Here is a 22,485-nt window from a genome sequence, read left to right as displayed (position 1 = left end):
TTACCTGAGGCAAGCACCAATCGCTCCCGGACCTATTGACATGAGGCAAGACGGGTGCGTGCTCATCGACAGCCAGCGTCACGTCCACGAGGGAAACGAGCGCAGCAGCAAGGTGCGGATCTGCGATCTCGTAGCGAGTCTGGCGACCCTCAGGCTCAGCGACCACGACCCCGCAGTCGCGCAGGCAGGTGAGATGGTTAGACACGTTCGAGCGCGTCAGCTCCAACTCGCGCGAGAGCACGGCCGGGTAGCTCGGACCATCGAGCAACGTCATCAGGATCCGGGAACGCGTCGGATCCGCCATGGCACGGCTTAGCCGGTTCATGACGTCGAGGCGTGAAGCAATAGTCAGCACACGCTGAACTATACAGCACTGACTGATCAATCAGTGCTCCACCGCCAAGCGACACAGCACCCGATATCTGCTGAACACGCGATTCAACGATGCGGCTCGGCAGCGAGATCGTGACCCACAGTTGCGCCTCGATGCGTCAGCGTCTGGCATCCCGGCGGGTTCGAGCGGAAGAACTCGTCATCGAGCATTTTCGCCTGCTCTTCGGTAAGCGTCGTGCCTTGTGCGCGGAGAGGAAGATGCATGACAGTCAGCCTGCGCCAATCACGATGTTTCCCGACTCGGGGCGGCTGTGAATAGGTCGCAGCTCAACGAGGCGGCGTTTGGCACTGCGGACGCGCGCATGTATGAACGCCGCAGACGTTGTGACCTTTCGTGAAACAGGCAGTCAGAGCGTCGATCACAACCTCCACGTGATTCCGCGGCTCTCACCTCACCGGACGAGGCGGCCGATGGCTTGAGATGCCTCTCGTATTTTCTCTTCGGCAGTGTCCCCGCCTGCGCGGACGGCGTCTGCGACGCAGTGGCGGAGGTGGTCTTCGAGGAGTCCGATGGCGACGCCTTGCAGGGCGCTGGTGAGTGCGGAGATCTGGGTGAGGATATCGATGCAGTATTGCTCGTCTTCGACCATGCGGTGCACGCCACGTGCTTGGCCTTCGATGCGTTTGAGTCGGGCGAGGTAGCGGGCTTTGTCGGTGATGTAGCCGTGCTCGCCGTGGTCACACGAAGCTGCAGGTTTAATGACGTCGGTCATCGTCTTCTCCTGATTCGTCATGGTCATCGGTCGAGGATGGCGCGAGTCGTGGTCTCAGGACGAAGGTCCAGGCGCCGCAACAGCTGCGCGTTGAGCGCGACGACGATCGTGGACAGCGACATGAGGACGGCGCCGACCGACATCGGCAGCACGAACCCGATAGGGGCGAGGGCACCGGCTGCGAGGGGGACGGAGATGAGGTTATAGCCCGCAGCCCACCAGAGGTTCTGTTTCATCTTTCGGTACGCGGCGCGGGACAGTTCGATTACCGAGAGCACGGAGCGGGGGTCGTCGCTGGCGAGGATGACGCCGGCCGAGGCGATCGCGACATCCGTGCCCGCGCCGATTGCGAGCCCGACGTCGGCTTGGGTGAGTGCGGGAGCGTCATTAACACCGTCGCCGACCATCGCGACTTTCCGACCTTCTCGCTGAAGCTCCTGGACCTTCGCGGCCTTGTCTTCTGGACGGACCCCGGCGAAGACCCGGTCGATGCCGAGATCTTGAGCGACGGCATGTGCGACGGCCTCTGCGTCTCCGGTGATCATGACCACTTGCACGCCGAGGACGTGGAGCGCATCGACCGCTTCGCGCGACTCCGAACGCACCTCATCGGCGAGCTTCAACGCACCAATCACACGCCCGTCTTGAATGACGTGGAGGATGATGGCGCCGTCCGTGCGCCAGGCGTCGGCAATGGGGAGTTCGTCTGCGCCTTCCTCCGTGAGAAGGTGCGGTCCACCGACGCGGATGGTCGACCCGTCGACGGTTGCAGTGACGCCAACCGCGGGAGATGAGGTGAAGTCGCGACTTCCGGGCACCGTGAGCTTCTTCTCGGCAGCGGCACGGACAATCGCCTTCGCCAGGGGATGCTCACTGTCGACTTCCGCGGCGGCCGCCAGCGCAAGCACCTGATCCGCGTCGCCCCCGTCGGTGATCGATACTTCGGAGACGACAGGCTCGCCTTTCGTGAGAGTTCCGGTCTTGTCGAACAACACAGTGTCGACAGTGCGCATGCTCTCCAACGCCAGCCGGTCCTTGACGAGGACGCCACCGCGCGCGGCCCGCTCGGTCGCGATCGACACGACTAGCGGGATGGCCAGACCGAGCGCGTGGGGGCAAGCGATCACCAAGACGGTGATCGTGCGGATGACGGCGGCATCCGGGAATCCCACCAGGGTCCATACGAGCGCGGTGATGGCCGCAGATCCGAGTGCGAACCAGAACAGCCATCCGGCGGCGGTGTCGGCGAGTCGCTGGGCGCGGGACGAGGAGCTCTGCGCTTCGGTCACCAGGCGTTGGATGCCGGCGAGGGTGGTGTCATCACCGATCGCAGTGATCTCAACACGCAATCCCGAATCGGTGGCGACAGTGCCCGCTGTGACCGGATCACCGCTGCCGCGGGTGACCGTGCGAGATTCACCGGTGACCATGGACTCGTCCATCGACGCGCGTCCATCGACAATGCGCCCATCCGCGGGGACGCTGCCTCCGGGCCGAACGACGACAACATCGCCGACGACAAGGTCGGCGGGTGAGACGACAACGACCTCGCCATTCTCGACCCGTTCCGCCTCATCCGGGAGGAGAGCGGCCAGAGAGTCGAGGGCGGAGGTGGTCTGGGCGAGGGAGCGCATCTCGATCCAGTGACCGAGCAGCATGATGACGATGAGGAGCGCCAGCTCCCACCAGAAGTCGAGCTCGTGATGCAACATCCCTAGGGTCGCACCCCACGATGCGAGGAATGCGACCGTGATTGCGAGGCCGATGAGGAGCATCATCCCGGGCTTTCGGGAGCGGATCTCGCTGACGGCGCCGACGAGGAACGGTTTCCCGCCCCAGACATACATCACCGTTCCCAGCACCGGAGACACCCACATGATCCCGGAGATGTCCGGGAGAGAATAGCCGAGGATCATCGAGAACATGCCCGACAGCGCAACGGTCGGGACCGCCAGGACGAGCATGATCCAGAACAACCGGCGGAACTGCCCGACATGGTCGCCGTGCCCCGCATGACCACCGTGCCCCTCGTGGGCCCCGTGAGTGTCGTGCCCTCCATCGGTGCCGTGCGCACCGTGAGACATCGTGTCGGGATGTGTATGGTGCGAGGAGCCCGATGTCGCGGCATCGGCCACATCCGTATGGGCATGATGCGCCATCTCATGATGGGACTCGTGCTCCGCGGGTGTGTGGGACTCGTGATGTCCGTCGGTGTGTTCAACGCCGTCGTGGTGCGAGTTACTCATGGATCGATCCTCCTCGAAATAGTGACGCTAAACAGGGGTGTTTGGTAGCGACTACCGCGGGGTGGTGCGTGTTCAGGCGGCGGCAACGTACTTGGCGGGGTCCGCGTCGAAGCGGGGGCCGCATGCTGCGCAGCAGAAGTAGTAGCGGGCGCCCTCGTAGTCACGGAACAGGCCCGCGGCTTCTGCGTCTGCTTTGACGACGGTGCTGCCGACCATCACCGGGCATTCAGCGAGCTCGTCCGCGGATGGGGCGAGCAGATCCTTGCGCCCATCGGCCGCGACCGCCACGTGGCTGTTGTGACTGCAGCAGGATCCAGCGGGGGAATCGGACATATTGTTTTCCTCTTTCAGGCTTGCGGCTCGACTCTGACACGCACAACCATATACCCCCCCGGGGGTATTCCTGTAGAGTGAGCGGAACAGGCTTCACCATCATCGCGTGACGGTTTGGTGAGTGAGATCCGCTCATTGTGTCAGACCCATCACTCAACCGTCGGCGGTGGGCATCTCCCCAGGGGGTGTCAAGTTTTCTGTGTAAGGGTCCGGTCGGTTAGCCCCTCTGCCAGGTGGTCAGAGCGGGAGTCGGTTGGGGAATTGCACGGCGAACGCATTCAACGCCTGATGCCATCCTTGGGTGCCGGTGCCGAGCTCACCACCACGGGTGGTCTCGATGTTCCGGATACCCAGGTAGACCAGCTTGATCGCCGCCTCGTTCGAGGGGAAGGAGCCTCTGGTCTTGGTGATCTTCCGCAGCTGGTAGTTGATCGATTCGATCTGGTTCGTGGTGTAGATGACCTTGCGGATCTCCGGGGTGAACGCCAGGAACGGAGTGAAGTCCTCCCACGCGTTCCGCCACGCCAACACCGCCCCCGGCGCCTTCGCCTGCCAGACCTCGGCGAAGGCCTCCATCGCCATCTCGGCGGCCTGCACGGTGGCCGCCGTGTAGATCGGTTTCATGTCCTTGGCCATGGTCTTGCGGTCGGAGTAGGAGGCGTATTTCATCGCTGATCGCAACAGGTGCACCACGCAGGTCTGGACCACGGTTTCGGGGTAGACGCTGTTGACCGCGGCCGGCAGCCCGGTGAGCCCGTCGCAACACAGGATCAGAATGTCCCGCACCCCGCGGTTGCGGATCTCGGTCAGGACATTGGCCCAGAACTTCGCCCCCTCCGTGGCGCCCAGCCACAGGCCCAACACCTGCTTGCGGCCTTCCAGGTCCACGCCTACGGCCACGTGGCAGGCCCGGTTGGCCACGACCCCACCGTCCCTGATTTTGAGCCAGATCGCGTCGATGTAGACGATCGGATATACCGATTCCAGGGGCCGGGACTGCCATTGGGCGACCTCGTCGGCGACCACGTCGGTGACCCTGGAGATCGTGGCGGCGGAGACCTTGGACCCGTAGATCTCCTCCAGGTGTGAGCCGATGTCCCTCGTGGTCATCCCGCGGGCGTAGAGCGAGAGGATCATGTCCTCGACCTTGCCCAGCCGGCGGGCCCGTTTCGGGACGATCACCGGCTCGAAGGAGCCGTTGCGGTCCCGCGGGACGGTGAGCTGCACGGGGCCCTGGAGGGTCTGCACGGACTTGGTGTTCTTGCCGTTGCGGGAGTTGCCGGTCCCGTGGCCAGCGGGGTCACCTGCCTCGTATCCGAGGTGGTCGCTGAGCTCGGTCTCCATGGCCCGTTCCAGCACCGCCTTGGTCATCTGTGAGAGCAGTTCCTCGACCCCGTGGCGGCCCTGGCCGAGGTCCTCTGCGGCGGTCACCAGCGCGTCGATCTGGTCGGCGCTCAACACCCCGGCAAGGGGGTTCTGGGCATCAGCTATTTCGGTCATTCGTTCGGTCCTTTTCAGAGGTGAAACCCGCAGGTCACACCTCGGTTTGAGACCGGACCCTTACACAGTCAATGAAACACCCTCTCTCCCCAGGGTGTTCGTGAAGTTGGTGGTGTTAGCGGGGGAGAAGGAACGGAGGGCCGAGCATATGCAGATCACGCTACGCATCGCGCGTCAGCAGCTATCGTTGCGTGCCCTGTTACTGATCGCCGGTGCCGCACTCATGATCATCGTGGGGCTGCTTGGCATGCACACCTTCAGCGCCGACGTGGCAGGCCACGACGCCCACCATTCCGCGACAGCGTCAACAGCCCCCGAGCACTCCACCCCGATGGCGGCCACCTCTGACATCAGCGGCGCTATCGCGTGTGATGACACCTGTCTGATGGGAACCGGGCAAAGCCATTCGGACATGGTCACCGCGTGCGTCCTCGCATTGATTGCAGCTCTTCTTCTGCTGGTTCGCCCGATGCTTCTGGAGCATCTCGGCCCGCCCCTGCGGGCGCTGGCGTCGTCTTTGCGGTTGCGGGCTGTGAGCATCCTGCCGCGCACACCCTCACTCATATTCCTTTCGATTAGTCGAACCTGATCGGTCATCGTCGGCATCTTGCCGACACCCCGGCGTCGCCCTCTGCGCGGCGCTGTGTCCACGACCCCTCATATCTACTCATTCGAAGGATTTACTCATGAAGAAGCTTCCCCTTGCCCTCGGTGCTGGCGTGTTCAGCCTCGCTCTCGTTCTCACCGGCTGCTCTGACGCATCCGCGCCGACAGGCGAGAACACTGCACCGTCGGACACCTCATCGACCGTCACGGCAAACGACGCCGATGAGATGTTCGTGACGATGATGATCCCGCATCACCAGCAGGCCATCGAGATGGCCGACATCGTTTTGGCGAAGGATGGACTCGACCCGGCCGTCGCGGAGCTCGCTCAGCAGATCAAGGATGCCCAAGGCCCGGAAATGGAGCGGATGCTCGGGTGGCTGGACGACTGGGGCGTCGAGTACGAACCCGACGACATGGGTGGCATGGACCACGGTTCAATGGACGACTCCGGCGACGGGATGATGTCCGAAGAAGACATGGCAACGCTGGAAGAGGCAGACGCGACGCAAGCGAGCCGCATCTTCCTCGAGCAGATGATCGTGCACCACGACGGCGCCGTGGATATGGCACGCACTGCTCTCGAAGACGGTCAAAACCAGGACGTCCTTGACCTTGCCCAGCAGGTGATCGACGACCAGACCGCCGAGATCTCCATCATGCAGGACCTCCTCAACGAGCTCTGACGCACCCCGGGCGGGCCGACACTCGACACGACCCGCCCGGCCCCGTCGTAACCTCACACAGCAGGTCTCGACGCGAACCCCCTCTGCCGCGCACCCTACGACCCGTGATCTGCCGTCTCGTAGGGCCCTCTACTTACTTCTCTCGGAGCACCAATGAACCGCCTCCTGCCCCTGACCACGCTCACCGCACTCGCTCTCGTTATTACCGGATGCGCCAACACCCCAACCACCGAACCCGACGCTGCCACACCCCGTATCGAACATGTCCACGGCATCGCCGAAGACCCCCGCGGCACTGACCTGCTCGTCGCCACCCACAACGGCATCTACGCCGTCACCCCGGACGGGGAGGTCTCCGGCCCCATTGGCGGCCACGACTTCGACGCGATGGGATTCACCATCGCCGAAGACACCTTGTTCGCTTCCGGGCACCCCGGCCCCAAAACCGCCGCAGAACTCGGCGCCCCCAACCTCGGCATCATCCAAAGTGACGACTACGGCCAGACCTGGTCACCCGTCGCGCTCAACGGCAGCACCGATTTCCACGTCCTCACCGCCGGCCCCGACGGCACCCTCTACGGAATCGCGTCCAGCGACATCGAGCTCCTCATCAGCACCGACGGCGGCCACGAATGGACAGCAGGAGCATCGATCGGAGCGGCAGATCTCGTCGCCACGGACAACGGCATCTACGCCGCAGCCGAAGAAGGACTCCTGCGCAGCGACGACCACGGTATGACATTCGTCCCCGTCGAGGGCGCGCCACTGTTATACATGCTCGACGCCCGCCCGGACGGCGTCCTCGTCGGCGTCGGCACGGACGGCGCTCTGTGGGAACAAGACGCCGACCAGACCTGGCAACGCCTCGAGGCCGTCGACGGTGCTGTTCAGGCCTTCGCCGCGATCGGCGATGAACGAATCGTTCTCGTCGACGATCGAGGCATCGTCGACATCATCGCAGATGACACCACCGTCCTCAGCCCCGCACGGTAGGCAACGCTTTACTCTTCGGATCGAGGCATCATGAAACAGCGAAAGAATCCTCTTAGCACCCCGGTGATCTTCATCACCGCCGCGACCATCGCCCTCATAGTCGTGGCGATCGCGAGCTACCTCGCTATCGGGGCGATGTTCCAATGACCCCCCACCTACACCCAGACGGGAGACCCACGGATTCATTGCGGCACCTCCGGCCTCTTGCTGACATCTCGCTGTCCCCGTCTGTAACGACATCGACGGTTCCACATAACGAACGGACGCACCGCCGGCTCGTGCGCCTGGGACGAGTGCTGTTGGTGCTCGGACCGGCGCTCATCATGAGCCACATCCTCAGCGATACACAGTTTGCTGGCGAGACCGCGGTGTGGACCTACACCCTGGCAAGCTACGACGTCGCTGTCGTCGTCACGATCATTGGAGCAGCACTCACCTGGCGAACCCCACCCGCCGAGCAGATGCGCAGCAGATGATCGAGCAGGCACTGGCCACTGCGATCCTCTGCGCCCGGTTATCGTCGTCGTCGTCATCTGGACTGGGGTCGGATAGTTCCCGAATTGTGCACTCTTGAACAATCGTCACTACCAGTATCCACGAGGGTCCGGATGCCGCTGCCGCACGCTCGCGAGATGCGCACCTTTTCGACGAGATCACGTCGAAAGGTGCGCATCTCGACGATATGTGCGCATCTCGGCAGCTTGGCGCTAGTGGTGAGTGCGGGTGCGCGGGACGATCGAGACGTTCACACCTGCGCTGCGGAGCGCGTCGACGTGGTGCGGCGCGGTGGCGGCGTCCACGATGACCTCATCGAAGTCCGCCAGTGGCTGCATGGCGTGCAGCGCGCGCTTGTCGAACTTCGTGTGATCGGCCAGCAGGATGCGCCGGCTCGCGGAATCGAACATCGCCCGTTTCACGTCGACCGTCTCCATCGTCTGGTGGAAGGCGACGCCGTCGGTGATCGCTGATGTCGACATCACGAGCATGTCGGCGCGCAGCTCGGAGATCGCCGCCGTCGTGATGCGCCCCATGTATGAGCTGCACCAGTTGTAGTACTGCCCGCCGAGCCCGAGCAGGGTGACTCCGGTCATCGACCGCAGCTCGTTCATCACCGTCAGAGTGTTCGTGATCACCGTGAGCGGCCGCTTCGCCTGAAGATGCGGCACGAGCTGCAGCGCCGTCGTCGAGTCGTCGAGCATGATCGCCGATCCGGGTTCGATGAGCTCGAGAGCGGCCAGCGCCAGGCTCTCCTTCTCGGAGCGCTCCCGGCTCGCGCGGTACACGTCGCTCGACTCGACGAGCACCGTCGACAGCGCGGATGCCTCGCCGCGGTGCTTGCGCAGCAGCCCCCGCGATTCCAACTCATCGAGGTCGCGATGCACCGTCATGGTGCTGATCTCGAACCGTTCGGCGAGGTCTGCGATGCGGATCGTTCCTGCGGCCATGACGGCGTCCGTGATGGCGTTCTGCCGTGCCTCCTGGCGGCTCTGCCTGGACTCCGCCTCTGCACCCGCCTCGTCGTGCTCGATCTGATCCGCCATGCTGCTCTCTCCCTCGCGACACACGTGCTGCCTATATTCTGCCCGCCGGCTCGCGGCACCACCGAACGGCTGACCTGTCCGCGCACGGCGTGCCGATGAGCGTCAGTCCAGAGCCGCGCCGCCGATGACGTCGGTCGCGGCGACCATCGCCTGGGCGAACGACACGGCACCGGGGTCGGGAGTGCCCACACTCGCCTCCGCGTGCGGCCTCGCGCGCCCCATCCGAGGCAGCAGCTCAGCCGTCGCGCGCGCCGCCGCCTGGGCCGCTTCCGCGGCCTCACGCCATGCCGACTGCAGCGCGGCCCCTGCTCCGACCCGACTCGCGAGTTTCTGAGCGAACGGCACCAGCGCGTCCACCATCGTCTTGTCGCCCAGCTCTGCCTTCCCCTGGCGCTGGACCGTCTCACATGCGGCAGTCACCGCGGCCGCGACGGTTGCGGCATCCGGTGCGTTCGTGTCGCCGAGCACCTCACCAGCCGACCGCAGTCCGGCACCCCACAGCGCCCCTGACGTGCCTCCTGCGCGGTCCGCCCACGCGTCGCCCGCGAGAGTGAGCACCGTGCCGGCTCCGGCCCCGGCGCCGTCCGCGCGCTCCGCCTCGTCGCACGCGGCATGCACGCCGCGCTTCATGCCGATGCCGTGGTCTCCGTCGCCGGCGATCGCATCGAGACGTCCCAGCGCATCCGCTTCCCGATCGATGAGATCCCGCATGGCACCGAGCACGCCGCGCACACACGCCGCGGCCGCGATCGATTCGGCAGACCCGACGGCGATCGCGGCGACCGCCTCGTCCGATGCGGCGTCGGCGAGCACGGCGTCGCCGAGGTCGAGGGTTCCCTTGCGGTAGGCGGGAGTGAGCGCTGGCGACGCCCACGCCTGCTCCAGCTCGTCGTCCAGCCAGAGCAGCGTCAGCGACATGCCGGCCATCTCGAAGCTCGTCGCGTACTCCCCGACCTCTGGCTGCACGATCGTGATGCCGCGCTCTTCCAGGAGACGGGCGACGGCGCCGAAGACGACGAACAGCTCCTCGTGCTTCACCGAGCCGAGGCCGTTCAGGATGATGGCGACCCGTGCGCCGGATGCCGATGGCACGTCGTCCGGCCGCTCGTCGAGGAGCTTGGCCACGAGCAGGTCCGCCAGTTCGTCGGCCGTCGGAAGATCCCGCACCTCGATGCCCGGCTCGCCGTGGATGCCCATACCGACGGCCATCTTCCCCTCGGGCACGGTGAACAGAGGACTATCGGCTCCCGGCAGCGTGCAGCCGGAGAACGCGACCCCGAACGACCGCGTGCGTTCGTTCGCACGGTCGGCGAACTCCACCACCTCGTCGAGCTCCATCCCGCGTTCGGCCGCCCAGCCGGCCGCGCGGAACACCGCGAGGTCGCCGGCGATGCCGCGGCGCTTCTCGCGCTCCGACACCGATGCGCTGACCACGTCGTCGGTGACCCGCACGGTGCGGCACGGAACGCCCGCGTCGCGCAGCTGCTGCTGGGCCGCGTCGAAGTTGAGCACGTCGCCGGCGTAGTTGCCGTAGCTGAGCAGGACGCCGCCGCCTGCCTCAACGGCGGCCGCGACGGAGCGCACCTGTTGAGCGCTCGGCGAGGCGAACACGTTCCCCATGGCTGCGCCGTGCGCGAGCCCCGGACCGACCAGGCCGGCGAAGGCCGGGTAATGCCCCGAGCCGCCGCCGATCACGACGGCGACCTGCCCCTGCGGCGTGGACGTGGCGCGCGCGACGCCTCCCGGCACGCGCCTGACCAGGTCGCGATGCGCGGCGACGAAGCCCGCCGCGGATTCGTCGGCGAAGTTCTCCGCCTCGTTGACGACGTAGCTCATAATCCCTCTCTCAGTGGATGCGGGGGCGGAAACCTGGTTCCCGCCCCCGCGTTGCCGCTGCTGCGGTCGGTGTCACTCCTCGTAGACGAAGGGCGAGACCATGTTGTCGACGTTCTCCTCGGTGATCAGGATGCAGTCGATCGCCTGCTTCTCCGTCTCGGGCGCTTCGCCGGTCCTGATGAACTCGTCAGCGAGTTCGACGGCGGTCTGCGAGAACTCCGCGACGGGCTGCAGCACCGTGTAGGCCATCTCGCCCGCCCTCACAGCCTCAACGGCATCCGGTGCCCCGTCGAACCCTCCGACGATGACGCCGTCGAGCTCGCCGGCTTCCTTCAGCGCCGCGATCGCGCCGAGCGCCATCTCGTCGTTGCCTGCGAGTACGCCTTCGAGGTCGGGGTTCGACTGCATCAGCGCCTGTGCCTTGTCGTGGCCCTCGGTGCGGTCCCAGTTCGCCACCTCTTCGCCGACCTTCTCGAGCTCGGGGTACTGCGAGATGACGGTGCTGAAGCCGTTGGAACGGGTCTGCGCGTTGTTGTCACTCGGCGCACCGAACAGCTCGACGTACGTTCCCGCCTCCTCCATCTGGTTCACGTACTCCTGTGCGCCGAGGGCGGCGCCCTGGGCGTTGTTCGACACCAGCTGCGCCTTCGCCAGGCCCGACTCGTTGATCTCAGCGTTCACGAGGAACACGGGGATGCCTGCCTCATCCGCCTTCTTCACGGCGCCGATGGAGCCGTCGGCGTTGGCCGGATCGAGGATGATCGCGGCCGACTGGTTCGCGATGGCCGTGTCGATCAGCGTGTTCTCGGTGTTGGTGTCGCCCTCGTGGGAGCCGACGACGGCCTCGTAGCCGAGTTCCTCCGCCTTCGCCTGAGCGAGGTCGCCCTCGGTCTTCCAGTAGGGGTTGGCCGGATCGTTGACGATGATGGTGATCAGACCGCCCTCGTCGCCTCCACCGGAGCCTCCATCGCCCTCACCCTCGGGGGAATCGGATCCGGATGAGCAGGCGGTGAGGCCCACGACCAGTGCGCCAGCGGCGGCGAGTGCGCCCAGCGTCTTCATTCTGAACATGTGATGTGTCCTTTCTCAGGGTGCCGGCAGCGTTCGTCGGTACCGGTTGTGCGGTTCAGGGTTCCTTCGTCGATGATTCGGACGTCCCCGCACCAGACGGTTCTGCCGATGCAACGGGCGTCGTCCCGTCCGTCGACGTGGTCTTCTTCTTCGGCTTCGCCGCAGGCCGGCGACGACCGTACTGCAAGGTGTTGAGAAGCACGGCGACGACGATGACCGCGCCCATGAACACCATCTGCCAGTACGCGGAGACTCCGATGATCACGAGCCCGTCGGCGAGGAAGCCGATCACGAAGGCGCCCAGCAGCGTGCCTCGCACATTGCCTCGTCCGCCCGTGAGCGCCGCTCCCCCGATCACGACGGCCGCGATTGCCGTCAGCTCGTAGGTCTCGCCGGCGTTGGGGTCGGCACTGGTGAGTGTGGAGGCCAGAACCAGGCCGGCGATCGCGGCGCACAGGCCGGAGATCACGTACACCGAGATCTTCACGTTCTTCGTCGGCACGCCCGACAGTTCTGCTGCTCGCTCGTTGCCGCCCGCCGCGTAGAGCCAGCGGCCGAACTTCGCCCGGCCGAGAACTGCGCCGAGCACGATCGCCACGACGATCATGATCAGCACGCCGATCGGAATGCCGAGGATGCGGTTGAAGCCGAGCCAGTCGAAGCCCGTGTTGCCCAGGTCCTCACTGCCTGACAGGTTGTTGATGGTGAGGCCGCCGGTCATCAGCAGCGCAAGGCCGCGCACCGCGTAGAGCATGCCGAGCGTGGCGACGAACGGCGCGATCTTGAACTTCGCCACCAGGATGCCGTTCACCAACCCGACCAGCGCTCCGACGCCGCAGGCGATCAGCACGGTCACGGGAACGCTCGGATACAGCGTGACGCCGAACATCTCCAGCGGCACGCCCTTCAGCAGGAAGCCCGCGATCACTGCGGAGAACGCCAGCGTCGAGCCGACCGAGAGATCGATCCCGCCGTTCAGGATGACCAGAAGCATGCCCAGGCCCAGCAGCGCGTAGATCGCGACGTGCGAGGTCATGATCAGGATGTTGTTCCACGTCAGGTAGTTCGGCGAGAGGATCGAGAACACCGCGATGATGAGGATGAGGGCGAGGAAGGCCCGCCCCTCCAGCAGGAGCTTGGTGATGGAGAACCGCTTCCGGTTCTCGAGAATGGCGGTCGTTGTGGTCGTCATTGTCCTGTCCGTCTCGATCGATTCAGGCCACGGCCTCGCCGGAGGCGGCCATGATCATGTCCTTGGTCACGTCGGGTGCGAACTCGGCGGAGATCTGTCCGCGCCTGAGCACGATGATGCGGTGCGCGATGCTCAGGCACTCGCCGACCTCGCTCGTCGTGTACACGACCGCGAGCCCGCGCTTGGCCCGTTCTGCGAGCAGCCGGAACACCTCGCCCTTCGCTCCGACGTCGATTCCCCGGCTCGGCTCGTCGAGCAGCATCACCTTGGGATCGGTCGCAACGATCTTGCCGATCACGACCTTCTGCTGGTTGCCGCCGGAGAGCGAGCCGATCGGAACATCGGGACCCGGCGTCTTCACCGTCACCGCGTCGATGAGCTCCTTCGAGCGCTGCGCTTCCTTCGTCCGAGAGATCGATCCCCTCGACATGCTGGCGTCGAGGCTCGCCAGCGTCAGGTTGCGCCCGACGTCGAAGCTCTGCACCAGACCGTCCCGCTGGCGGTCCTCCGGCACGAGTCCGATGCCGTCGGCGATCCGGTCGGCGATCGATTCTCCGAGGATCGACCGCCCGTCGAGGCGGATGTCGCCCGTGGCGACGGGGTCGCGCCCCGCGACTGCCTCGAGCAGCTCCGTGCGCCCCGCACCCATGAGTCCGTAGATGCACACGATCTCTCCGGCGCGAACCTCCAGGTCGAGGTCGTTCACGATCACTCGCTCCGAGTTCTCGGGGTCGAGGATGGTCAGCCCCGAGACCTCCAGCACCGGGTCGCCGAACTCGTACCCGGTGGGAGGAGTTCCGAGGTCGAAGTGCTCGCCGACCATGTGGTGCACGATCCACGCCAGGTCGATGTCCGCGCGTTCGGCACGCGCGGTCATGTTGCCGTCACGCAGGACGACGGCGTGATCGGTGATCTCGAGCGCCTCCTCGAGATGGTGCGAGATGTACACGATCGCGACGCCGCGCGACAGCAGCTCCCGGATGATGCCGAACAGCACCTCCACCTCGGCAGCAGCCAGAGCGGATGTCGGCTCGTCCATGATCAGGATGCGCGAGTTCACCGACAGCGCGCGGGCGATCTCGATGATCTGCTGCTGGCCGACGCGCAGATCCGAGACGAAGGTTCCCGGATCGATGTCGAGCTGCATGTCGCGCAGCAGCTCGCGCGTCTGACGGTTCTCCTCGGCGTAGTCGACCCCGCCGAAGGCCTTGGTGATCTCTCGCCCCATGAAGATGTTGTCGCGCACCGTGAGGTTGGGAGCGAGGCTCAGCTCTTGGTGGATGATCGAGATGCCGCGCGCGGTGGCCTCGGTTGTGGAGTCGAACGCCACCGCCTCGCCGTCGAGCACGATCTCGCCGGACGTGGGCTGTTCGACCCCCGAGAGGATCTTCATCAGGGTGGACTTCCCCGCGCCGTTCTCACCGAAGAGGGTCGTGACCGTTCCCCTGCGGATCTCGAAGTTCACGCCCTTCAGCGCGCGCGTGCCGCCATAGGTCTTGACGATGTCGCGCGCCTCGAGGACGACGTCATCAGCTGCCCCGGCCATCAGCCGGCCTCGAGATGCGCCGGCGTCACGAGCCATGCCGCTTCGTTGATGAGCGTGAACGCTCCGGTCACGGTCACGGTGCTTCCCTCGAGCGACGCGGCGTCGACGCTGTCGAGCACCTGCACCTTCATCTCGTCGTTCAGCGCCGCCGCAGCGTTCTGGAACTCGATCTGGTTGGTGAACTCGCCGAATACGATGTCGCCGGTGGCGTCTCGCAGCTCGGTGCCGTTGATCGCCGGCCCCGTCTGCACCCGAACGAGCAGGTCGTCGGGAAGACCGTCGACGGCGACGTCGTAGATGCCGGACTGGCCTTCTCCGACGGTGCCCGTGAACGTCACGCTGAACACGGGGCCGCCGGAGGACGGTACGGCGTACTCCTCCACAGCGGCTTCGGCGTCCGCGGCGATCGCCTGTGCGAGCTCGTCCGCGTCGACCGCCTTCTCGGCGATCGCCTCTTGAATGCCGGGGAACCGCTCGGCCCCGAAGGCCTCCGCGTTGAATCCCTCATCCGCTCCCGCATCGGCCGCATCGTTCGAGACGACTCGCGTGCCGAGAACGACGAAGACGAGCAGCACCACGATCACGCCGGCGAGGATGCCGCGCTTTGCGCCTGCTCCGAGGCCTCGCCGTGCGGGGCGGGCCGCTGCTGGCGCGCTCACAGGAGCACCCGCGATTCCGAGTCGTTGGGGCGGATCTGGAGCTTGCGCCCCTCGCCCCGTCGGAACATGTCCAACGCCGTGGTGTAGTCGTCCAGCGTGAACGAGTGACTGATCATCGCCTTCGCATTGACGGCGCCTCCTTCGAACAGCTCGACGGCGCGCCCGAACGAGTTCAGAACCGCCATGGTGCCGACGATCGAGATCTCATCGCGGTAGACGCGGAACGGCGAGAACCGCGCCGTCTGGTCGGCCGGTGCCACGCCGAAGTCCTGGAAGAATCCCGCGGGCTTCACACGTGTCAGGGCGTCCTCGATGGCCCGGATGTTGCCGGTGCAGTCGATGACGACGTCCCACTTCTCACGGTCAGCGTCGTCTGCGCTGGTGAAGCGCTGCTCGATGCCGCACTCGGCCGCCGTCTTCAGACGCTCCTCGTTGAGATCGATGATCGTGACCGTGGCTGCGCCGGCGCGGTGAGCGAGCTGGGCCATCAGCAGCCCCATCGTGCCTGCTCCGAACACCAGGACGTGGTCTCCGAGGCGCCGGGGCAGCACGTCCCAGCCCCGGATCGCGCAGGCGAGCGGCTCGATGAGCGCCGCCTCGTACAGATCGGTGTCTGGCCTGAGCCTGTACACGTTGCTCGCCGGCGCCGTGAAGAACTGCTGCGACGCGCCATCGGAGGCGACGACGCCGAGCCCGTTCCACCTGGGGCAGAGGTTCTGATGTCCGTTGAGGCAGAACTCGCACTCGCCGCACGTGGTGCTGGGGTTCACCGCGACGTGATCGCCGACGCGGAAGTCGAAGACGCCGTCATTGACGCCGTCGCCGAGCGCCACGATCGTCCCCGTGGCCTCATGGCCCGGCACGAGCGGGAAGACGGTCCCCTCGAACTCCCCGTCGAGCACGTGGGCGTCGGTGCCGCAGATGCCGACCGCCGCTGTCTCGATCAGGATCTCCTTGTGCCCGGGAGTCGGGATCTGCCGCTCCTCGAGAGCCAGCTCGCCTGCTGATGTGAAAGCGACTGCGCGCATCGTTGCTCCTGTTCGCATCTTGTGCGGGGCATCCTTCGCCTCGCTTCGTACGGGTCTTCCTCGGCCCATCAGTTCGAGCCGTTCACCGCCCCGAACATGTTGGGCTTCCGTTGCCCTGTGTGAATATCATGTAGCTTAGAACATACTTCACGTTAGATTCAACGTAGAGTCCGTGAGATGCTCTGTCAACAGGGCATGTCGAACGATGAGGGAGAAGCACATATGACGGATGCACTGCGGATCGTCGTCGGCAGCGACGACGCCGGATTCGACTACAAGGAGATCCTGAAGCGCGATCTCGAGAACAACGCAGTCGTCGCGGATGTGATCGACGTCGGCGTCGCTTCCGACGGCCACACGCCGTACCCGAAGATCGCGATCGAGGCAGCGGAGCGCATCGCCCGTGGTGAAGCGGACCGCGCGATTCTGATCTGCGGCACCGGCCTCGGCGTGGCCATCTCCGCCAACAAAGTTCAGGGCATCCGGGCCGTCACCGCCCACGACTCCTACTCCGTGGAGCGTTCCGTCCTCTCCAACGATGCCCACGTCCTCTGCATGGGGCAGCGCGTCATCGGCATCGAACTCGCCCGCCGTCTGGCAAAGGAATGGCTCGGCTACACCTTCGACCCGACCAGCGCATCCGCAGCGAAGGTCGCGGCCATCGACGGGTACGAGACCACCGGGTCCTGCTGATGAGACGGCTCACGGTCGGGGTGAGCCTGAAGATGTACTTCGGGCACGAGCGCGCCGCCGCCTGGTTCACCGACGTCGCCGTGCGCCTGCGCCGTCACGAAGCAGTGTCGTCCGGCGCCGTGGATGTGTTCGTCACGCCGACCTACCTGCAGATCCCGCGAGCGATCGAGGCGTTCCGAGGCACCGGTGTGCGCGTCGGCGCACAGGACGTGTCAGCACACGAGGCCGGAGCCTTCACCGGCGAGGTGTCCGCTGCGGAGCTGGCAGAAGTCGGAGCGTCGATCGCCGAGATCGGCCACGCGGAGCGGCGCAGGATGCACGGCGAGAACGACGAGATCGTCGCGGCGAAGGCGGCCGCCGCTCTTCGCTGCGGACTCACGCCTCTGCTCTGCGTCGGAGAGGAACAGCGAATGGATCCGGATGCGGCGGCACAGACTGCCGTATCGCAGTTGCGCAGTGCGCTCCGAGACACGGCCGCAGGCGCAGTCATCGTCGCCTACGAGCCCGTCTGGGCGATCGGTGCCCCGAAGCCTGCAGGAACGGATCACGTTGCAATCGTCGCGGCCGCGCTCCGTGCTGCCCTCGACTCCGACCTCGACCGGGTCGGCTCATCCGTGATCTACGGCGGTGCGGCAGGACCCGGCCTCCTGACCGAGCTCGGCGGCGCCGTCGACGGAGTGTTCCTCGGTCGATTCGCTCACGACCCCGATGCTCTCGTCGACGTGCTCGACGAAGCAGGGAGACTGTCGCGGACACGAACGCCCTGATATCGCGGAGCAGGGGCCTTCCAACGCATGCACGGCCCGCGGCACAGCGCCGACGAGCTGTCCGTCAGCCGTCTTCGACGAGGCGCGCGAGTCTCTCCCCTGCTGTGACCATATGTGCGGCCATCGCAGACGCCGCCGCAGCCGGATCCCGCGCGTCGAGCGCATCGGTGACGGCCTCGTGTTCGCGCACCGCGACCTCAGCTTCCTCACGGGAGTGCACGGCGCGATCCGCGTAGACCTGCAGCAGGGAGCGCACGACGTGCAGCAGGTCGTGCAGTGTGGCGTTCTCCACCGATTCCGCGAGATCGAGATGGAAGCTCAGGTCCGCTCGCGCGAATGCCGCAAGGTCGGTGCCGGCGCCGCGCATCTCCTGCACGTGTGCGCGCAGCGACGCACGGGCCGCGTCGCTCGCGCGGGTCGCGGCCAACCGAGCGACGTAGATCTCGAGCCCGGCGCGCAGCTCGATCAGTTCCGACGTGTTCTTCTCTCCGATCAGCAGCCCCCAGCGCAGCGTCTGCGGCAAGAGCTCACTGGCCTGCCCGCGCAGGAACGTGCCCGAACCCGGCCGAACATCGACGATGCCGATGATCTCGAGCGCGGCGAGTGCCTCTCTGACGGCTGAGCGTCCCACCGCAAGCGACGAAGCCAACTGTCGCTCCGAGGGAAGCCGCGTGCCGGGCTCGAGCGATCCGCTCGTGAACAGGTCGAGCAGGCGTCGGGCGACTTCGCTCACGGGTGTCCCGGTGGACAGTGTGCCGAGGGCATCCACGATGCGTTCCGAGGGTGATGTTGAGTCGACAGCCATCGTGTTCCAATCTGTTGATGTCGACGTGACTGATCGCGCCGCTCGAGGGCATCGATCGGCGCGGCACGGCAACGATCATCGTGACATCGGTACGGCAGGCGCGACGGTGTCCCGATGTGCACCGAGCGTAGCCCACCCCGTGTGCGCTCCGAATCCGTTGCCGCACGGAAGCGCTCCCGGGAAACGGGAAACAGGTCGAGCGGTGTTCATGCATTGCAATTGGTCAACCGGTTAGCCATAATGGGGATGCGATGAGGGGGATCACGCACAGCGACTCGCCCCTTCCTCCCCCGACCGGGCCTACTCGGATGCCTGTCTTCCCGGCCTGACACCCATCGGAGCGAATGCAGACCATGACCCAGCCCCGCACAGCCGACCGCTCGCCCGTACGCCGGGCCGACCCGCACCACGCGGTCACGCTTGCCTGTGCCTGCGCCGACATGCTCTCCGAGACTGCGCGATGATCGGCCTCGGCTCCTACGCCTACTTCTGGCGGCACTCCGATCGCGTCGAAAGTCCGATGACGCTGGTCGACGAGTTCGAAGACACCAGCGCGCAGAGCGTCGAGCTCTTCCAGATCTGCGACTACGCACCGCTCGAGCGGATGAGCGGGGCAGAGCTGCGCGATGCGGCATCCGCGGCTCGCGACAACGGCCTCACGATCGAGCTGGGCACCAAGGGCATCTCCCCTGAGCATCTGTCGATGTACCTGCGTCTCGCGGAGGTCTTCGACGCGACGCTGGTGCGCAGCATGGTCTCCTCCCCCGGCTCGGATCCGACGCTCGGCGAGGCGTCCTCGTGGCTGCGCAGCTCCATCCGGAGCTTCGAGTCGGCAGGTGTCACTCTCGCACTCGAGACGTACGAGCAGGTCGCCACGGCTGACCTGGTCCGCTTCGTCGAGACGGTCGGCAGCGACGCGCTCGGCATCTGCCTCGACCCGGCCAACGTCGTCGCCCGCCTCGAGCGGCCGACCGAGTGCGTCACCGCCGCCGCGCCCCACGTGAAGAACGTGCATGTGAAGGACTTCGCCTTCGCGCGGCAGGACGGCTGGGTCGGCTTCACCTACAGCGGCGCCCGGATGGGCGAGGGACTGCACGACTACGAGCACCTGCTCGAGACGGTGCGGCCGCGCGAGCGGGGCATCAACGAAATCGTCGAGCACTGGCTGCCGTGGCAGTCGGACGCACAGACCACCATCGCGGTCGAGCGGGAATGGACCCGCACGACCCTGGACTACCTGAGGAGCACACAATGAGCGGCAATTACGCGATCGCGGTCATCGGCGCCGGCGGCAAGATGGGCATGCGGGTGTCGAACAACCTCGCGAGGACCGACCACGACGTGCGCTACGTCGAGAACTCGCCCGCGGGGCGGGAGCGCACAGTCGACGCGGGGCGCGAGCTGACCGACGGCCCTGCTGCCGTCGCCGACGCCGACATCGTCGTGCTCGCCGTTCCCGACCTCGCCCTCGGCGCGGTCACCGCGGAACTCGTGCCGCAGATGAAGTCGGGCGCCGTCTGCCTGACGCTCGACCCAGCTGCCGCCTACGCCGGCCTGCTCACCGAGCGCGACGATGTCGTCCAGGCGGTGGCGCATCCGTGCCACCCGTCGATCTTCCTGCAGCGGGAGACGCCGGAGCAGTGGGCAGACACCTTCGGCGGCATCGCCGCCCCGCAGGACGCGATCGCCGCCGTAGAGAGCGACGACCCTGCCGCGAAGACGCTCGTCGAAGAGACCGTGCGCGCGATCTACGCGCCGGTCATCGACGTGCATTTCGTCACGATCAAACAGCTCGCGCAGCTCGAGCCCACGCTCGTCGAAACCGTCGCGTGCATGATCGGCGAGCTGCTCAACGAGGCCCTGCACGAGACCGTGCACACGATGGGCGTTCCCGAAGCGGCAGCGCGCAGCATCCTGCACGGCCACACCCAGGTGGCGCTCGCCAACGGCCTGCGCGGCGACAACCCGTTCAGCGACGCGTGCCTGATCGCAATGAAGTACGGTCGCGAGAGCATCATCAAGGAGGATTGGAAGAAGATCTTCCAGGACGACGAGCTCGATAAGAACCTCGCCAGGATGCTCCATCTCGACACGATCACGCGCTGAGGAACCGGTATGACCCGTCTCGAAGGAAAGACCGCGCTCGTCACCGGCGCGGGCAGCGGCATCGGCCTCGCCGTGGCCGAGCGGTTCGCCGCCGAGGGCGCACGCGTCGTGTTCGCCGACCGCGACGCGCCTGCCGCGCAGCGCGCCGCGGCGGACATCGGTGACAGCGCCCGTGCCGCAACCGTCGACATCTCGCAGGAGGATCAGGTCGCGGCCGTGTTCCGTGAGCTCGACGACGAGGGCTGGGCGCCGAACGTCGTCGTCGCCAACGCTGGCGTGCAGCTGTTCGGGCAGGACGCGAAGGCCGCAGACCTCGATCTCGAGGTGTGGCGCCGCACGGTGGACATCAACCTGACCGGCACGTTCCTCACTGTGAAGCACGCGGTCCGCTCGATGCTCACCTCCGGCGGCGGTTCCGTGATCCTCACCGGCAGCCCGACGGGCGTCAACGGTGAGGGCAAGGACTTCACCGCATACAGCGCGACGAAAGCCGGCATCCACGGGCTCGCCCGCACGGTCGCCGCGGCATATGCCACCGAGGGCATACGCGTCAACACCGTCGTGCCGCCGTACACCGAGACGTCGCTCGTCGCAGCGATCCGCGAGGATCCGGATGCGCGTGCCGCGATCACGAGCCGCATCCCCATGGGCAGGCCCGCCACACCCGACGACATCACCGGCGTGATGACCTTCCTCGCCAGCGACGACAGCGCGTTCGCCACGGGTGCGATGTTCACAGTCGACGGCGGCATGACCACGCTGTGATCGGCGACTCGTGCCGAACGTGCTTCAGGAGGTGACACGATGACATGGATCCGCGAGACCGCCACGCCGGTCACGGCCGGCGACTGGAGCTTCGAGCTCCGCGATGACGACATCTCGACGATTCGGTTCCACGGCGTCGACGTGCTGCGCAGCGTGCGCGCGGTAGCCAGGGATCGCAACTGGGCGACGCCCCAGTGGACGATCTCCGGTGTCGCCGACGTGCCGGGCGGCATCCGGATGTCACTGCGCACGAGGCAGCTCGGCGCGGACCTCGACGCGAGCCTCACGGCGACGGCCGATGGCGAGACGCTGACGGTCGTGTTCGAGGCGACGAGCGCTGTGGAGTTCCCGACGAATCGCACCGGCTTGGTCGTGCTGCATCCGCCGCAGCTGGCCGGGTCCGCGCTGCGCATCGAGCACGCCGACGGCACCGAGGACACTACGGCTTTCCCCGTCGACATCGCACCGCTCCAGCCTGCCTTCGACATCCGGAGCCTCGTCTGGGAACAGGAGGGTCTGCGCGTGACGTGCACGTTCGACGGCGATGTGTTCGAGATGGAGGATCAGCGCAACTGGACGGACGCCTCCTTCAAGACCTACAGCCGGCCGCTCGCGCTGCCGTTCCCGTACCTCCTCGCCGCGGGCGAGACCGTACGTCAGTCGGTCAGCGTGACCGCCGAGGCTGTTCCGGATGTCGCCGTGCCGGATGCGGTGGCCGGGACGGCGGCGGCGACATCCGGGGACGCGCATGCCGCGCCCGCTGGTGCGGTCGCCACAGCAGCAGGCGCTGAAGCTCTCGCGTTCGTCGATGCCGGCACGATGCCCGCTGTCTCCGTCGGCGCGTCGACAGCTCCGGACGCCGGCCCCGTGCCGGTCCCGGTCGGCGCGGACCTGCTGGTCGAGATCGACCTCGGCTGGGCCGGGTGGCCCGCAGCCCTCGCTCGCGCGGCCGGCAGCGGTCTGCCGCTCGATGTGCGCCTCGTGATCGCGGCACGCGCATCCGGAT

The 22,485-nt window shown here is 66.3% G+C and carries 22 protein-coding genes and 1 pseudogene; 10 read left to right on the top strand and 13 right to left on the bottom strand.

The window, feature by feature from the left end; genetic code table 11:
* The 5 genes from cmtR to CIK77_RS17365 form a co-directional block, all read right to left on the bottom strand.
* A partial coding sequence (gene cmtR / locus CIK77_RS17390) for a Cd(II)/Pb(II)-sensing metalloregulatory transcriptional regulator CmtR (protein ID WP_087055980.1) occupies positions 1–355 on the bottom strand: 355 nt, incomplete at its 3' end.
* A gap of 430 nt (positions 356–785) precedes the next feature.
* The gene (locus CIK77_RS17380) at positions 786–1,127 is read right to left on the bottom strand and encodes a metal-sensitive transcriptional regulator (RefSeq protein ID WP_428833630.1); all 342 of its coding nucleotides are present in this window, start codon (positions 1,125–1,127) and stop codon (positions 786–788) included.
* A 2-nt stretch (positions 1,128–1,129) separates the two neighbouring features.
* A complete protein-coding gene (locus CIK77_RS17375; protein WP_087055977.1) occupies positions 1,130–3,352 on the bottom strand; it encodes a heavy metal translocating P-type ATPase in 2,223 nt (740 codons plus the stop codon).
* 72 nt (positions 3,353–3,424) lie between these two features.
* A complete protein-coding gene (locus CIK77_RS17370) occupies positions 3,425–3,685 on the bottom strand; it encodes a YHS domain-containing protein (RefSeq protein WP_031290215.1) in 261 nt (86 codons plus the stop codon).
* Between the two features lie 237 nt (positions 3,686–3,922).
* Positions 3,923–5,185: an IS256 family transposase gene (locus CIK77_RS17365; protein WP_087053862.1), complete on the bottom strand. Its 1,263-nt coding sequence runs from the start codon at positions 5,183–5,185 to the stop codon at positions 3,923–3,925.
* Between the two features lie 100 nt (positions 5,186–5,285).
* On the opposite strand from CIK77_RS17365, the gene CIK77_RS17360 reads away from it, so the two are divergent.
* The 4 genes from CIK77_RS17360 (at position 5,286) to CIK77_RS17345 (ending at position 7,946) form a co-directional block, all read left to right on the top strand.
* Positions 5,286–5,774, top strand: a complete 489-nt coding sequence (locus CIK77_RS17360; RefSeq protein WP_140403479.1) for a DUF6153 family protein — start codon at positions 5,286–5,288, stop codon at positions 5,772–5,774.
* 244 nt (positions 5,775–6,018) lie between these two features.
* Positions 6,019–6,477: a DUF305 domain-containing protein gene (locus CIK77_RS17355; RefSeq protein WP_332841625.1), complete on the top strand. Its 459-nt coding sequence runs from the start codon at positions 6,019–6,021 to the stop codon at positions 6,475–6,477.
* Positions 6,478–6,630: 153 nt separating this feature from the next.
* Positions 6,631–7,470 carry a F510_1955 family glycosylhydrolase gene (locus CIK77_RS17350; RefSeq protein WP_087053685.1) on the top strand — a complete coding sequence of 280 codons (840 nt, stop codon included), beginning with the start codon at positions 6,631–6,633 and terminating at the stop codon, positions 7,468–7,470.
* Positions 7,471–7,793: 323 nt separating this feature from the next.
* Positions 7,794–7,946: a hypothetical protein gene (locus CIK77_RS17345; RefSeq protein WP_170934020.1), complete on the top strand. Its 153-nt coding sequence runs from the start codon at positions 7,794–7,796 to the stop codon at positions 7,944–7,946.
* Positions 7,947–8,177: 231 nt separating this feature from the next.
* Here CIK77_RS17345 and CIK77_RS17340 read toward each other — a convergent pair whose 3' ends face one another.
* The 7 genes from CIK77_RS17340 to CIK77_RS17310 all read right to left on the bottom strand — a co-directional run bounded on the left by CIK77_RS17340 (position 8,178) and on the right by CIK77_RS17310 (position 16,343).
* Positions 8,178–9,011, bottom strand: coding sequence for a DeoR/GlpR family DNA-binding transcription regulator (locus tag CIK77_RS17340; RefSeq protein ID WP_087053684.1), 834 nt, complete (start codon positions 9,009–9,011; stop codon positions 8,178–8,180).
* Positions 9,012–9,113: 102 nt separating this feature from the next.
* Positions 9,114–10,847, bottom strand: coding sequence for a dihydroxyacetone kinase family protein (locus CIK77_RS17335; protein ID WP_087053683.1), 1,734 nt, complete (start codon positions 10,845–10,847; stop codon positions 9,114–9,116).
* Between the two features lie 72 nt (positions 10,848–10,919).
* Positions 10,920–11,918, bottom strand: coding sequence for a D-ribose ABC transporter substrate-binding protein (locus CIK77_RS17330; protein WP_212647422.1), 999 nt, complete (start codon positions 11,916–11,918; stop codon positions 10,920–10,922).
* 55 nt (positions 11,919–11,973) lie between these two features.
* On the bottom strand, positions 11,974–13,110 hold the full coding sequence (locus CIK77_RS17325; RefSeq protein ID WP_087053682.1) for an ABC transporter permease: 1,137 nt from the start codon (positions 13,108–13,110) through the stop codon (positions 11,974–11,976).
* Positions 13,111–13,132: 22 nt separating this feature from the next.
* The gene (locus CIK77_RS17320; RefSeq protein WP_249268457.1) at positions 13,133–14,692 is read right to left on the bottom strand and encodes a sugar ABC transporter ATP-binding protein; all 1,560 of its coding nucleotides are present in this window, start codon (positions 14,690–14,692) and stop codon (positions 13,133–13,135) included.
* Positions 14,656–15,315, bottom strand: a complete 660-nt coding sequence (locus CIK77_RS17315) for a DUF2291 family protein (protein ID WP_212647421.1) — start codon at positions 15,313–15,315, stop codon at positions 14,656–14,658. The genes CIK77_RS17320 and CIK77_RS17315 overlap by 37 nt, the downstream gene beginning before the upstream one ends.
* Positions 15,312–16,343 (bottom strand): zinc-dependent alcohol dehydrogenase family protein, encoded by a 1,032-nt coding sequence (locus tag CIK77_RS17310; protein WP_087053681.1) that lies wholly within the window; start codon positions 16,341–16,343, stop codon positions 15,312–15,314. Before CIK77_RS17310 ends, CIK77_RS17315 begins: the two co-directional genes overlap by 4 nt.
* A gap of 222 nt (positions 16,344–16,565) precedes the next feature.
* Between CIK77_RS17310 and CIK77_RS17305 the strand changes: the two genes are divergently transcribed.
* Both CIK77_RS17305 and CIK77_RS17300 read left to right on the top strand, forming a co-directional pair.
* Entirely contained in the window at positions 16,566–17,036 is a 471-nt protein-coding gene (locus tag CIK77_RS17305; protein WP_087053680.1) for a ribose-5-phosphate isomerase, read from the top strand.
* Positions 17,036–17,803 carry a triose-phosphate isomerase family protein gene (locus CIK77_RS17300; RefSeq protein WP_087053679.1) on the top strand — a complete coding sequence of 256 codons (768 nt, stop codon included), beginning with the start codon at positions 17,036–17,038 and terminating at the stop codon, positions 17,801–17,803. Before CIK77_RS17305 ends, CIK77_RS17300 begins: the two co-directional genes overlap by 1 nt.
* A 64-nt stretch (positions 17,804–17,867) precedes the next feature.
* On the opposite strand, the gene CIK77_RS17295 is transcribed toward CIK77_RS17300, so the two are convergent.
* Positions 17,868–18,536, bottom strand: coding sequence for a FadR/GntR family transcriptional regulator (locus CIK77_RS17295; protein WP_332841624.1), 669 nt, complete (start codon positions 18,534–18,536; stop codon positions 17,868–17,870).
* Between the two features lie 532 nt (positions 18,537–19,068).
* Here CIK77_RS17295 and CIK77_RS17290 point away from each other — a divergent pair.
* The 4 genes and pseudogenes from CIK77_RS17290 to CIK77_RS17275 all read left to right on the top strand — a co-directional run.
* Positions 19,069–19,863, top strand: coding sequence for a sugar phosphate isomerase/epimerase family protein (locus CIK77_RS17290; protein ID WP_087053677.1), 795 nt, complete (start codon positions 19,069–19,071; stop codon positions 19,861–19,863).
* A complete protein-coding gene (locus tag CIK77_RS17285) occupies positions 19,860–20,714 on the top strand; it encodes a phosphogluconate dehydrogenase C-terminal domain-containing protein (RefSeq protein WP_087053676.1) in 855 nt (284 codons plus the stop codon). The genes CIK77_RS17290 and CIK77_RS17285 overlap by 4 nt, the downstream gene beginning before the upstream one ends.
* A 9-nt stretch (positions 20,715–20,723) precedes the next feature.
* The gene (locus tag CIK77_RS17280; RefSeq protein WP_087053675.1) at positions 20,724–21,479 is read left to right on the top strand and encodes an SDR family NAD(P)-dependent oxidoreductase; all 756 of its coding nucleotides are present in this window, start codon (positions 20,724–20,726) and stop codon (positions 21,477–21,479) included.
* 39 nt (positions 21,480–21,518) lie between these two features.
* Positions 21,519–22,485: pseudogene (locus CIK77_RS17275) on the top strand (hypothetical protein); the annotation flags it as partial.

The organism is Microbacterium sp. JB110 (assembly GCF_003335195.1).
In the GTDB taxonomy this organism is placed as follows: Bacteria; Actinomycetota; Actinomycetes; order Actinomycetales; family Microbacteriaceae; genus Microbacterium.
The sequence above is the reverse complement of the archived record's forward strand: the minus strand, read 5'-3'. Positions and strand labels throughout refer to the sequence as shown.

Excerpts from the sequence above, each read along its gene's own strand:
- CIK77_RS17285 (WP_087053676.1), top strand. The coding sequence starts at position 19,860 with ATGAGCGGCAATTACGCGATCGCGGTCATCGGCGCCGGCGGCAAGATG.
- CIK77_RS17380 (WP_428833630.1), bottom strand. The coding sequence starts at position 1,127 with ATGACGAATCAGGAGAAGACGATGACCGACGTCATTAAACCTGCAGCT.
- CIK77_RS17300 (WP_087053679.1), top strand. The coding sequence starts at position 17,036 with ATGAGACGGCTCACGGTCGGGGTGAGCCTGAAGATGTACTTCGGGCAC.
- CIK77_RS17365 (WP_087053862.1), bottom strand. The coding sequence starts at position 5,185 with ATGACCGAAATAGCTGATGCCCAGAACCCCCTTGCCGGGGTGTTGAGC.
- CIK77_RS17280 (WP_087053675.1), top strand. The coding sequence starts at position 20,724 with ATGACCCGTCTCGAAGGAAAGACCGCGCTCGTCACCGGCGCGGGCAGC.
- CIK77_RS17335 (WP_087053683.1), bottom strand. The coding sequence starts at position 10,847 with ATGAGCTACGTCGTCAACGAGGCGGAGAACTTCGCCGACGAATCCGCG.
- CIK77_RS17330 (WP_212647422.1), bottom strand. The coding sequence starts at position 11,918 with ATGTTCAGAATGAAGACGCTGGGCGCACTCGCCGCCGCTGGCGCACTG.
- CIK77_RS17355 (WP_332841625.1), top strand. The coding sequence starts at position 6,019 with ATGTTCGTGACGATGATGATCCCGCATCACCAGCAGGCCATCGAGATG.
- CIK77_RS17375 (WP_087055977.1), bottom strand. The coding sequence starts at position 3,352 with ATGAGTAACTCGCACCACGACGGCGTTGAACACACCGACGGACATCAC.
- CIK77_RS17290 (WP_087053677.1), top strand. The coding sequence starts at position 19,069 with ATGATCGGCCTCGGCTCCTACGCCTACTTCTGGCGGCACTCCGATCGC.
- CIK77_RS17350 (WP_087053685.1), top strand. The coding sequence starts at position 6,631 with ATGAACCGCCTCCTGCCCCTGACCACGCTCACCGCACTCGCTCTCGTT.
- CIK77_RS17325 (WP_087053682.1), bottom strand. The coding sequence starts at position 13,110 with ATGACGACCACAACGACCGCCATTCTCGAGAACCGGAAGCGGTTCTCC.
- CIK77_RS17370 (WP_031290215.1), bottom strand. The coding sequence starts at position 3,685 with ATGTCCGATTCCCCCGCTGGATCCTGCTGCAGTCACAACAGCCACGTG.
- CIK77_RS17305 (WP_087053680.1), top strand. The coding sequence starts at position 16,566 with ATGACGGATGCACTGCGGATCGTCGTCGGCAGCGACGACGCCGGATTC.
- CIK77_RS17340 (WP_087053684.1), bottom strand. The coding sequence starts at position 9,011 with ATGGCGGATCAGATCGAGCACGACGAGGCGGGTGCAGAGGCGGAGTCC.
- CIK77_RS17320 (WP_249268457.1), bottom strand. The coding sequence starts at position 14,692 with ATGGCTCGTGACGCCGGCGCATCTCGAGGCCGGCTGATGGCCGGGGCA.
- CIK77_RS17345 (WP_170934020.1), top strand. The coding sequence starts at position 7,794 with ATGAGCCACATCCTCAGCGATACACAGTTTGCTGGCGAGACCGCGGTG.
- CIK77_RS17310 (WP_087053681.1), bottom strand. The coding sequence starts at position 16,343 with ATGCGCGCAGTCGCTTTCACATCAGCAGGCGAGCTGGCTCTCGAGGAG.